This window comes from Dokdonella sp. (genome assembly GCF_041395345.1).
In the GTDB taxonomy this organism is placed as follows: domain Bacteria; phylum Pseudomonadota; class Gammaproteobacteria; order Xanthomonadales; family Rhodanobacteraceae; genus Dokdonella.
The window spans coordinates 32,284-44,012 of record NZ_JAWLAR010000024.1 but is presented as its reverse complement, the minus strand read 5'-3'; the positions used below and the strand labels follow the sequence as shown (position 1 = coordinate 44,012).

Sequence of the window (11,729 nt, the reverse complement as noted above, 5' to 3'; positions counted from 1 at the left end):
AACATTCCAAACGCCGCCTTCGGGCGGCGTTTTTCATGGCGCCACCTGATCAGCGATGCCTTAAAGTGGGAGACATGTCCGTCGAACGCATCTACCAGCTCGACGATCTGCGTATCGACCTTGATCGTCAGACCGTCGTTCGCGCCGGCGTACGCCTTGATGTGGCGGGGCTCAATTTTCGCCTGCTTGCACATCTGCTCGAATGCGGCGATCGCGTCGTCCGTTTCGATGCCCTGATCCAGGCGGTCTGGGCGCCCGCGATGGTGGGTGAGGAAACGGTGACGCAGCGTGTGAAGTTGCTGCGTCAGGCCCTGGGCGACGACGGGCGCCGGCCACGCTATGTGCGTTCGGTGCGCGGGCAGGGCTACCAGCTTTGCAGTGCACCGCAGCGCGTGGCCGCGACGCCGGGCACGGATGCGTCTGCAGCGGGATCGCATCGTCGCATGCTGGCCTGGATGGTCGCCGCAGCGGCGGTAGTGCTGATCGTCGCAGTAGCCGCTGCAATGTGGCTGTCGAGCGGGGTACCCACGCAAGCGCCGGATGCACGCGTCGGGTCTCAGGATTCCGCCACTACGCCCATGCAGCGCGCACTCTACTACGCTGGCATTGGTCAGGACGCCAACAACGAGCGGGCGATCGCGCTGTTCGAGGACGTGCTGGCCGGTGATCCCGAAAATATCGAGGCGATGCTCGGGCTCAGTCGCGCGTTGAGCGCACGCATGTGCCTGTACAACCGTGGCAAGGCTTCGACGGAGCGCGCGGAGTCGCTGGCGCGCGCGGTGCTCGATCTGGATGCGCGCAACAGCCGTGCGCACGATGTGCTGGGCTATTCCTACGATTGCCGAGGGTATATCGATCAGGCACTGACCGAGTACGAGCGCGCGGTCGCGCTGGATCCGGCAGCGCGCTTCGACAGCAGGGCCTCGGCGGCGTATCTCTATGCGGTCAAGGGAAGGCTGGCCGATGCACTCAGAGCCAACCTCGAAGTTTCCGACAAGCGCGGACAGCTGCGCTTTCACGACATCCAGGTCGCGCGCAACCTCGAACTGCTGGGATTCCTTGCCGTGGCAGAGCAGCGCTACGCGCAGAGTTTCAGGCTCTATCCGGACAGCGTCTACTCGAATGTGGCCTGGCCGCGCAGCCTGTATGTGCAGGGGCGACTGGCCGAGGCGCAGGCCGCTGTCGACGAAGCGAAAGAGCGTCCGCGCCACCCGGAGCTATACATTCTCGAGGGCGAACTCGCCCTGCTCAGAGGCGATGAAGGAGCGGCACGAGCGGCATTCGCGCAGGCACGCGATTTGCGCCCGCATACGAGTTGGCCGCAAACCCTTTTGCACCGGTACTCCGGCGGTGCGCCGGACACGGCCTGGCTGCAGAAACAGGCAGCCGAGATCCGCGCGGCGATCGAGGCAGGTGAGCACTCTCCGGAGATGTACATCGAGCAGGTCGTGCTCGCGCTTGGGCTGGGTTTGCATTCCGAGGCGCTGGACGCACTCGATGCGGCGATCACGGCCGGATTCCTCGATCGTGCCTATCTGCAGGTCTCGCCCTTCTTCAAGCCATTGGCCGACGAGCCCCGTTTTGCCGCAGCGATCGACCGCATCGGCCGAATCGTGGCACACGAACGCGCCATCGTGCTGGCCGCCGACTGGTTGCCGGCCGAACTGCTGTCCGCATCAACGCCACGCTGATCAATCCGTCATCCCGGCTTGCGCCGGGATGACGCGCAGTGCTCTGTTCAGCGTCGCCTCAAGGCATCGCCTCGAGCACGATCTCGGAGAAGATCTGCTGTGATTGCGGATGCGCGAATCGCTGGTTGTAGGCCGTGCTCGTCACGACCGCGACCAGATCCAGTGACGGCGCAATGAAGACGTAATTGCCGCCGTTGCCCGCCATGGCCCAGGTGTCGACCTGCTTGCCCTTGCGCGCAAACCGGAACTTCCAGATCTGGTAACCGTAGTCCGCGTCATCACGCGCCTGGGCACGCACGGTCAGCATCCTGTCGACCCAGTCCTTCGGCAGCACCCGCTGTCCGTTCCATTCCCCGCCCTTGCGCAGCAGTTCACCGAGCTTGGCCAGGTCGCGGCTGCGAAATCGGGTGCCACCGCCGCCGATCCCGGTGCCGTCCGGTGCCTGGTTCCATTGCACACGATCGATGCCCAGTGGCGCTTCGAGCACTTCGGCCGAAAACTCGCCCAGACGCTTGCCGCTTGCGCGCTCGATGACGGCGCCGAGCAGAAAGGAACCCGCCGTGCAGTAGGCGAACGAGCGACCATGCGGGCTGTCGGACGGTTTCGTGTCCCACGGTGCGAAACCCTTGATCGGCAAGTCCAGGACAAAGCCGATCCAGTCTTCAGTGACATACATGCGTTCTTCATTGCCCGAGGAGAATTGATTCTCGTCGTTGCATTCGAGCAGCGAACTCATGGTCAGCAAGTCTTCAAGCGTGATTGCGTTCTTGCGCGGATCGGGATTCTTCGGCGCCGGCCGATCCTTGAACGCATCGAACACGCGCTCGTCGACGCTGGCGATCAGATCGCGGTCGATGGCCGCTCCGACCAGCATCGCCGTGACCGTCTTGGTCAATGAGCGCGTGTCATTCAGATGTTCGAGACTGCCCTCGTTGTAGTAGCTCTCGTGGATCAGTTGCCCCTTGTGCGCGACAAGCAGGCTGGTCGTGCCTTTCCAGGTGCCGTCGGCAATCTTCTTGCCGGCCGATTCGAAGAGCCCGGTGTTCCAGCCCAGCTTGCCGGCGTCGGCCACCTTCCAGCCGTCGTCGAGTGCAGCAGGCGTTCCGTTGTCTGCCAGGGCGGTCGATGTCGCGAACAACAGTGGCAGGGTGATGCGGAGCAAGGTGTTCATGCGGTTTTCCTGAATGCAGGTACCACGGCATCAGGCCACGCCGACAAATGAAGTGTCGGAAGCCCGAATGAAGTTTTCTGAAGCCGCCGTGGCCAGCGCGGAATCCCCACATTGGAATGGACTGCACGGGCCCAGGGTGACTTCGCACCAGCAAAGGGCCATCCCTTTCAACTACGCACCAATACGGTGCACAAGCGCGCTGCATCCTGCGGCTTGTCGAGTTCAAGTTGCGGATAGCAAAGGATTTTTGCGTTGCAGCAAATCTGGCATGAGGGTTGCTATGGATTGAGTACAAGTCACTCATTCGAGGTTTCCCATGTCTGCGGCAAACGTACTCAAGCTGATCCAGGATCAGAACATCCGCTACGTCGACTTCCGCTTCGCCGATGTCCGTGGCGTTCAGGAGCACATCACCTATCCGGCCTCCTCGATCGACGAATCGACCTTCGAGGACGGCAAGATGTTCGACGGCTCGTCGATCTCCGGCTGGAAGGGCATCAACGAATCGGACATGGTCCTCATGCCCGATCCGGATACGGCGGTGGTCGATCCGTTTCTCGCCGATCCGACCCTGGTCCTCTATTGCGATGTGCTCGAACCGAACACGATGCAGGCCTACTCGCGCGATCCGCGCTCGCTGGCCAAGCGCGCCGAGGCCTACCTGAAATCGACCGGCATCGCCGACACGGCGTTCTTCGGTCCGGAACCCGAATTCTTCGTATTCGATTCGGTGCGCTGGCAGAACGACATGGGCAAGGCCTTCTTCGAAGTGGAATCGCAGGAAGCCGCGTGGTCGTCCTCCAAGCGCTACGAGGAAGGCAACAGCGGTCATCGCCCCGGCGTGAAGGGCGGCTATTTCCCGGTCCCGCCGGTTGATTCGCTGCAGGATCTGCGCGCCGAGATGTGTAACGTGCTCGAAGAGCTGGGCCAGGTCATCGAAGTCCATCATCACGAAGTCGCCAACGCCGGCCAGTGCGAAATCGGCGTGCAGTTCAACTCGCTGGTCAAGAAAGCCGACGAACTGCTGATGCTGAAATACGTGGTCAAGAACGTCGCCCACCAGAATGGCAAGACGGCGACCTTCATGCCGAAGCCGCTGGTCGGCGACAACGGCTCGGGCATGCATGTGCACCAGTCCCTGTCCAAGGGCGGCGTCAATCTGTTTTCGGGCGATCTCTACGGCGGCCTGTCGCAGACCGCGCTCTGGTACATCGGCGGCATTTTCAAGCACGCACGCGCGATCAATGCCTTCACCAATTCGACCACGAACAGCTACAAGCGTCTGGTGCCGGGTTTCGAGGCGCCGGTGATGCTCGCCTATTCCGCGCGCAACCGTTCGGCCAGCTGCCGCATTCCGTTCGTGTCGAATCCGAAGGCGCGGCGCATCGAGATGCGCTTCCCGGACCCGATGAACTCCGGCTACCTCGCGTTCTCGGCCCTGCTGATGGCCGGCATCGACGGCATCCTCAACAAGATCGATCCCGGCGCGCCATCGGACAAGGATCTCTACGACCTGCCGCCGGAAGAGGAAAAGAACATTCCACAGGTCTGCTCGAGTCTCGACCAGGCCCTCGAAGCGCTCGACAAGGATCGCGAGTTCCTCAAGGCCGGCGGCGTGTTCTCGGATGATTTCATCGATGGCTACATCGAACTGAAGATGGGTGAAGTCACGCGCTTCCGCGCTGCGACGCATCCACTGGAGTACCAGATGTACTACTCGGTCTAAAGGGGTTCGGGGCTGGGGAGTACCCGCGCTTCATTGGCCGACTGTTTGTGCGTTGCGTGTTTTCTCAAACCGTCGAGGTGAACAATGAAGAGCCGATTCCCGGTTGCGTGTCTGCTTGTCTCTTTTTCCGGACTGGCTGCCATGCCGCTCCATGCCGAAGAGCCATCCTCTCTCGGTGGTTCGCTGGATATCGCCAGCGACTACCGGTTCCGTGGTCTGACCCAGACCAACGGCGATCCCGCCCTGCAGGGCGGGATCGAATATGCCAGCAGCAGCGGCTTCTACACGGGTGCCTGGGGCAGCAACATCAGCTGGCTGTCCGATGGACAGGACAGTGTTTCCAGCAGTATCGAACTCGATGGCTATGCCGGATTCCGCGGCAGCTGGGGCGATGCGGTCAGCTACGACATCGGCCTGCAGTACTACTGGTATCCGGGCAGCTACCCGAGCGGCTTCAACGACGCCGACACCTGGGAAGGCTACGCCTCGCTGGGCTGGTCGATTCTCACCCTCAAGTACAGCTACGCCTTCACCGACCTGTTCGGCATCTCCGATTCCGAAGGCAGCGGCTATCTCGATCTGTCCCTGAGCCAGGGCTTCGCCGAAAAATGGACCTTCGATGCGCATGTCGGTCGGCAATGGGTCGACGGCGACAACGCGCTCTCCTATACCGACTGGAGCCTCGGTCTCTCGTATGACATCGGCAGTGGCTTCGGCGTGTCACTCGCCTACATCGATACCAACGCCAGCAAGGATCTCTACACCAATGCATTCGGCAAGTACGTCGGCGATGCCACCGGCGTGCTGACCCTGTCGAAAGCGTTCTGAAGCCGTCGGCCGGCGTGCCGCCGGCCGGCCCAACTCACCCAACGGGAGTGGCCATGAAACTGATTACCGCCATCGTGCGGCCCTTCAAGCTCGACGAGGTCCGCGAAGCATTGTCCAGCGCCGGCGTATCCGGCATCACCGTCACCGAGGTCAAGGGATTCGGTCGCCAGAAAGGCCACACCGAGCTCTACCGCGGCGCCGAATACATCGTCGATTTCCTGCCCAAGGTAAAGATCGAGACCGTGGTTCTCGATGATCGCGTCGAAGCCGTGATCGAGGCCATCCAGGGAGTGGCCGGCACCGGCAAGACCGGTGACGGAAAGATCTTCGTGTCGCCAATCGAACAGGCGATCCGCATCCGCACCGGAGAAATCGGCGCCGACGCCCTCTGACCCCAGTTAGCGAGGACAACATGAAAACCTTATCAAAGACATTTTGTGGAGTGCGGTTCTCCGGCATCGCCGGGGCCCTGTCCGGCCTGATGCTTCTGGCCCTGGTCGGTCCGGCATTCGCGCAGGAGGCGGCGGTTGTTCCGACCGTCGACAAGGGCGACGTGGCCTGGATGCTGACGTCCACCCTGCTCGTGCTGCTCATGACCGTACCGGGACTCGCGCTCTTCTACGGCGGCATGGTGCGTTCGAAGAACGTACTCTCCGTGCTGATCCAGGTCATGGTGATCTTCTCCCTGCTGATCCTGCTCTGGGCCGTATTCGGTTACAGCCTCGCCTTCGTCGGCGGCAATGCGGTGATCGGATCGTTCGACAAGGCATTCCTCAGCGGAGTCACGGTCGATTCGCTGGCCGACACCTTTACCGAGAACGTCAAGTTGCCGGAATACGTGTTCATTGCGTTCCAGGCAACCTTTGCAGGCATCACCGGTGCGCTGATCGTCGGTGCGTTCGCCGAACGCATCAAGTTCTCCGCACTGATCCTGTTCTCGGTGCTCTGGTTCACCTTCGGCTACGTTCCGATCGCGCACATGGTCTGGGGCGCGGGTGGCTATCTGCTCGATCTCGGTGCGCTTGATTTTGCCGGTGGCACCGTCGTCCACATCAACGCCGGCGTGGCCGGATTGGTCGGCGCCTACTTCGTCGGCAAGCGTCTCGGCTTCGGCCGCGAGGCGATCAAGCCGCACAACGTGACGATGACCTTTGTCGGTGCGGCCCTGCTCTGGGTCGGCTGGTTCGGTTTCAACGCCGGATCCAACCTCGAATCCAACGCCGGCACGGCACTGGCCTTCATCAATACGCTGTTCGCCACGGCCGCCGCCATCGTCGCCTGGGCCATCACCGAAGGTTTCACCAAGGGCAAGCCTTCCGCGCTCGGTGTCGCCTCGGGCGCAGTCGCCGGCCTGGTCGGCATCACACCGGCAGCCGGCCTGGTCGGACCGTTTGGTGCCATCGCCATCGGTGCGGTCGCCGGCGTGGTATGCGTGTGGGGCGTTACCGGCTTGAAGAAACTGCTGCGCGCCGATGACAGCCTCGACGTGTTCGGCGTACATGGCATCGGTGGCATCGTCGGCGCCCTGCTCACCGGCGTCTTCCACGCGCCGTCGCTCGGCGGTGGCGGCGGCGAGGACTACTCGATCTTCGGCCAGGTCGGTATCCAGGCACTGGCGGTCGGCATCACGATCGTCTGGATCGGCGCCGTATCGGTTGTTTCCTTCGGCATCGCCAAGCTCGCATTCGGGCTCCGTGTCAGCGAGGAAGAGGAACGCGAAGGTCTCGACATCACCTATCACGGCGAAACCGCTTACGAGACCTGATCACCGCCTGTCTTTGGGGAGGCTTCAGCGGCGTTGCCAGGCAAGCATTTGCAGCGGCGCCGCTGAAGCCATTTTTTGCGTATCTTCGCGGTTCGGTATGGGAGCCATGCGCCCGGCCTGGCCAGCGGCGGCTAGCCCGTGTTGGCCAGGGCATCGCGTCGCCAATTCCCGGCGAATTCGACGAGCTGCGGGAAGAAGCGCGCAAACGTCTCCTCCAGTTCCACTTCCAGGCGGGAAATCTCGATCAGGCCATCCGCCAGCGGATTCGCACGCTGCAGCCGCGAACTCACGCCGAGCAGAACCTCACTGATCATGTCTCGGCGCGCGTAGGCGGCCGGCAAGCGCCGCGAGTGCAGATAGCGTGTGAATCGCTGAAGCGAGTCGGGGAGTTCCGCCGACCTGGCCTTGAGCAAGGCGAGCAGGTCGTCGCTGAACCTGTCCAGTGGAACCTCCGACCAGCGATCGAAATCGCGCGCCAGCAGGTGATCGAACCAGATATCGATCAGGATTCCGGCAAAGCGCCGGTAGGGCGGCTCGAAAAGTGGGCGCAGTGCCCGGATCTCGGGGTGGCCGTCGGTGTGGCTGTCGATGGCGCGATGCAGCGCGATGCCTTTGCGAACACCGGGATCCAGCCCGGCATCGATGCTGCCGCGCACGAAATCCCCCATCATCCCGCCAAGCCTCAGATCGGCTTCGGGGCCCGAGAGCAAGGCGTGGGCCAGGTGGTTCATGCGGGTCGGGAGTTGACGGCAGGCTTCACGGTATCATGCGCGCCATGAATCAGAATCCCAACATGAACGCGCCAGAATCCTTCCCGGCGGAGTCCAGCACCTTTCTGCTGAAGGGCCCGGCTGGCGACATCGAAGTCGCGAGCGAGCCGGCACACCCCAAGTCACACGCAAAGTCCTGCGGTGTCGCCATCATTTGCCATCCGCATCCGTTGCACGGTGGCACCATGCACAACAAGGTGGTCACGATCATCGAGCGGTCCGTGCGCGAGCTGGGCTTCGATACCGTGCGTTTCAACTTCCGCGGCATCGGAAAATCGGTCGGCGAGTTCGACGAAGGCGAGGGCGAAAGCGAGGATCTCGCCGCTGTCGTGGAATGGACGCGAAAGGTGCGGCCCGGTGCGGCACTCTGGCTGGCCGGTTTCTCGTTTGGCAGCTACGTGGCCTTGCGCAACGCCAGATCACTGGATGCCGACGCCCTGATCACGGTTGCTCCACCGGTAGGCCGCTGGGAATTCGATTCCATCGAATTGCCCGACTGTCCGTGGCTGGTGGTGCAGGGAGAGGAAGACGAAGTTGTCGATCCCGAGCGGGTGTTCAGCTGGGTCGAGGGTTTGAGCGTGTCGCCGCAACTGGTGCGCATGCCCGAAACCAGCCACTTCTTTCATCGACGCCTCATGGACCTGCGCGGCGCGATCAAGAACGCCATGCGCGCGCATCTTCCGCAATCCGCCGATCCCGCATGACGGCTGCTCCACCGAAGCCGAGCGCCCTGTACGCGCAAGGGGTGGCTGAAGGTCGCTGGCAGAAGGATCCTGCGCAGGAGAGCGCACTGGCGGAATTCGACCGCATCCACGAGGCGCTTGCGCAAATCGCGCCGCCCTCGTTCTGGGAACGACTGCGTGGCCAGACGCCGCAGGTGCCGAAGGGTCTTTACCTCTGGGGCAGCGTAGGCCGTGGCAAGACCTTCCTCATGGACCTGTTCCACGAGAGCCTTCCGGGCGAAACCGGAACGCGCGTGCATTTCCACCGCTTCATGCAGGGCATCCACGCGGAACTGCGCAGCCTGAGCGGCAAGCGCGATCCCCTGGTCAGCGTGGCCGACCGGATCGCCGAATCCACACGCGTGCTCTGCCTTGACGAATTCTTCGTCCTCGACATCGGCGATGCGATGATCCTCGGCAACCTGCTCAAGGCCCTGTTCGCGCGCGGCGTCGTGCTGGTCACCACATCGAACACCGATCCGGTCAATCTCTACAAGGACGGCTTGCAGCGCGCCCGATTCCTGCCCGCCATCGCGCTGCTGCAAGCGCACTGCGAGGTCCGCGAAATGGTGTCGCCGACCGACTGGCGCCTGCGTGCACTCAAGCAGGCGCCGGTCTACCTGACCCCACCGGATGCGACGGCCGAGCGCACGATGCTGTCGATCTTCCATCGCATCGTCGGCGGGCGCGAACGCGAGCGCTTCATCCTCAGCGTGAACGACCGGCCCTTGCAGGTGCGCCGCGAAGGCGATGGCGCCATCTGGTTCGACTTCGAGGCGATCTGTGAAGGTCCGCGTGGCGTGGCCGACTACATCGAGCTGGCCCGCTCGTACCACACGCTGCTGATCTCCGGCGTTCCCGAATTCACGCCACAGACAGAAGACGCAGCCCGACGTTTCGTGGAGCTCGTCGACGAACTCTACGACCATGGGGTCAAGCTGGTGTTGTCGGCTGCGGTACCGATCGTGGAGCTCTACGACGGCCGCCAGCATCGCGCGATGTTTGCGCGCACCGAATCGCGCCTGATCGAGATGCAGAGCGAGGAATATCTCGGACGCGAGCATCACGGCTAGGCCGAAGCGTGGCGTATTCGTGGCGTTCTGCTCGACGTCCTTCGACCGGCTCGGGACGAACCGAACGAATCCCTTGGCATGCTCGAGATCGAATTGGGTTGCATCAAACGTCGTGTTGCTATTGACTGAATGCTGAATTCCGGAGACCACCATGCGCCATAGCCCGCTCGCCGTTGCCCTTTGCCTCAGCCTTTCAACTTCCGCGATGGCGGCCGAGCCCGCAACGACGGCGCTGGTCGAAGCACGCATGGAGCAGATCACCAGCATCCGGCGCGACCTGCACGAGCATCCGGAACTGAGCAATCGCGAAATACGCACGGCGAAGGTTGTCGCAACCGAACTGAAGAGACTCGGTTACGAAGTCAGCACCGGAATTGCGCATACGGGCGTGGTCGGAATTCTGAAAGGCGGCAAGCCCGGACCGAAGCTGGTCATCCGCGCCGACATGGACGGACTGCCGGTCACCGAGGAAGTCGATCTGCCGTTCGCCTCGAAGGCCAAGGGCGAATATCAGGGCAAGGAAGTGGGCGTCATGCATGCCTGCGGCCACGATGTGCACACGGCGTCCACGCTGGGCGTCGCCAGCGCACTGGCGAGCTTGCAGAAGGATCTGCCGGGCGAAGTGATGATGATCTTCCAGCCTGCCGAGGAAGGTCCACCGGCCGGAGAAGAGGGCGGCGCGCCGCTGATGGTCAAGGAAGGCGTGTTCAAAAACTTCAAGCCCGATGCCCTGTTCGGCATGCATGTCACTTCCATGTACCACGTGGGAACCGTGGCCTTGCGCCCCGGCGGCATCATGGCCAGCTCCGACACGTTCCGCATGGTCGTGCACGGGCGCCAGACACACGGTGCCACTCCCTGGAAGGGCATTGACCCGATCGTGGCCGGTGCAGACATCGTCATGTCGGCGCAGTCGATCGTCAGCCGGCGCATGGACATCAACAAGGATCCGGTCGTGCTGACCTTCGGCATCTTCGATGGTGGCCAGCGCTTCAATATCGTGCCCGATTCGGCAACCCTGCAAGGCACGTTGCGTGCATTCGACGTCGGCATGCGCGACCAGGCCCTGGCCGATCTGCGCCTGGTCGCCGAGCATGTCGCCGCCGCCCACGGCGCCACGATCGATCTGGAAGTACCGGTCGAGGATGCCGCCAATCCGGTCAACTACAATGATCCGGCGCTGACTGCGGATGTGACCGCCAGCCTGGTCAAGGTGCTGGGCAAGGATTCCGTCCTGGTTGCCGACCGCTGGACCGCCTCCGAAGACTTTCCGCAACTGGGCATCAGTGTCTCCGCGCCGAGTGTCTACTTCTTTGTCGGTGGCACACCCAAGGATCAGGACACCAGTACTGTTCCGTTCAATCACTCGCCACGCTTCTTCGTCGATGAAGGCGCGTTGAGGACAGGTACCGAGGCGATGTTGCAGGCGAGTCTGGATTTTCTGGGCTACTCGGCTCCGTAACTTCCGTTGGTAGCCCCGGCCAGGGGAGACATCCCCCGCGCTCACCTCACCCGGCGCGATTCCTCCGCCATTCCAGTAGGAGCGCCTTCAGGCGCGATGCTTTAGGCGAGGGTTCGTGCAAGGTTGCCATCGAGACGAAGAGCAAAGCCTTCACACGCTATCGGCGAGCGAACGTCTGCCCAGGGAATCGGATCGCAATCGCGTGCGCCATTCCCCCACCATGCCCGTAGGAGCGCCTTCAGGCGCGATGCTCCAGGCGCGGGTTCGTGCGATGTTGCCATCAAGACGAAGAGCAAAGCCTTCACACGCCAGCGGCGAGCGAACGCCTGCCCAAGGAATCGAATCGCAAGCGCGAGCGCAATTCCCCCGCCATGCCCGTAGGAGCGCCTTCAGGCGCGATGCTCCAGGTTGGGTCTCGCATAGTCGGCATCGAAACGAAGTTAAAAGCCTTCGCACGCCATTGCCGAGCGAGTCACTTCTCCTTGAGTGGCCAAAGAGAAGGAACCAGGAGAAAGGCCACC

Annotated in this window: 10 protein-coding genes; 8 read left to right on the top strand and 2 right to left on the bottom strand. The window is 62.7% G+C overall.

The features are described 5' to 3' along the window. The coding region (locus R3F00_RS17260) for a winged helix-turn-helix domain-containing protein (RefSeq protein WP_371282970.1) at window positions 1–1,691 on the top strand (1,691 nt) is incomplete at its 5' end. A 58-nt stretch (window positions 1,692–1,749) separates the two neighbouring features. On the opposite strand, the gene R3F00_RS17255 is transcribed toward R3F00_RS17260, so the two are convergent. Next, window positions 1,750–2,862: a serine hydrolase domain-containing protein gene (locus R3F00_RS17255; RefSeq protein WP_371282969.1), complete on the bottom strand. Its 1,113-nt coding sequence runs from the start codon at window positions 2,860–2,862 to the stop codon at window positions 1,750–1,752. Between the two features lie 316 nt (window positions 2,863–3,178). On the opposite strand from R3F00_RS17255, the gene glnA reads away from it, so the two are divergent. The 4 genes from glnA to R3F00_RS17235 all read left to right on the top strand — a co-directional run bounded on the left by glnA (window position 3,179) and on the right by R3F00_RS17235 (window position 7,181). Continuing rightward, on the top strand, window positions 3,179–4,588 hold the full coding sequence (gene glnA, locus R3F00_RS17250) for a type I glutamate--ammonia ligase (RefSeq protein WP_371282968.1): 1,410 nt from the start codon (window positions 3,179–3,181) through the stop codon (window positions 4,586–4,588). Between the two features lie 84 nt (window positions 4,589–4,672). After that, a complete protein-coding gene (locus tag R3F00_RS17245) occupies window positions 4,673–5,416 on the top strand; it encodes a TorF family putative porin (protein WP_371282967.1) in 744 nt (247 codons plus the stop codon). A gap of 53 nt (window positions 5,417–5,469) precedes the next feature. After that, window positions 5,470–5,808: a P-II family nitrogen regulator gene (locus tag R3F00_RS17240; RefSeq protein ID WP_371282966.1), complete on the top strand. Its 339-nt coding sequence runs from the start codon at window positions 5,470–5,472 to the stop codon at window positions 5,806–5,808. A gap of 89 nt (window positions 5,809–5,897) precedes the next feature. Then, complete coding sequence (locus tag R3F00_RS17235; protein ID WP_371282971.1) at window positions 5,898–7,181, top strand: ammonium transporter; 1,284 nt, start codon at window positions 5,898–5,900, stop codon at window positions 7,179–7,181. Window positions 7,182–7,312: 131 nt separating this feature from the next. On the opposite strand, the gene R3F00_RS17230 is transcribed toward R3F00_RS17235, so the two are convergent. Continuing rightward, a complete protein-coding gene (locus R3F00_RS17230; RefSeq protein WP_371282965.1) occupies window positions 7,313–7,912 on the bottom strand; it encodes an ACP phosphodiesterase in 600 nt (199 codons plus the stop codon). Window positions 7,913–7,956: 44 nt separating this feature from the next. On the opposite strand from R3F00_RS17230, the gene R3F00_RS17225 reads away from it, so the two are divergent. The 3 genes from R3F00_RS17225 to R3F00_RS17215 all read left to right on the top strand — a co-directional run bounded on the left by R3F00_RS17225 (window position 7,957) and on the right by R3F00_RS17215 (window position 11,208). Further along, window positions 7,957–8,655 (top strand): alpha/beta hydrolase, encoded by a 699-nt coding sequence (locus tag R3F00_RS17225; RefSeq protein WP_371282964.1) that lies wholly within the window; start codon window positions 7,957–7,959, stop codon window positions 8,653–8,655. Further along, the gene (gene zapE / locus R3F00_RS17220) at window positions 8,652–9,746 is read left to right on the top strand and encodes a cell division protein ZapE (protein ID WP_371282963.1); all 1,095 of its coding nucleotides are present in this window, start codon (window positions 8,652–8,654) and stop codon (window positions 9,744–9,746) included. The genes R3F00_RS17225 and zapE overlap by 4 nt, the downstream gene beginning before the upstream one ends. 151 nt (window positions 9,747–9,897) lie before the next feature. Further along, on the top strand, window positions 9,898–11,208 hold the full coding sequence (locus R3F00_RS17215) for an amidohydrolase (RefSeq protein ID WP_371282962.1): 1,311 nt from the start codon (window positions 9,898–9,900) through the stop codon (window positions 11,206–11,208). Window positions 11,209–11,729 lie beyond the last annotated feature (521 nt).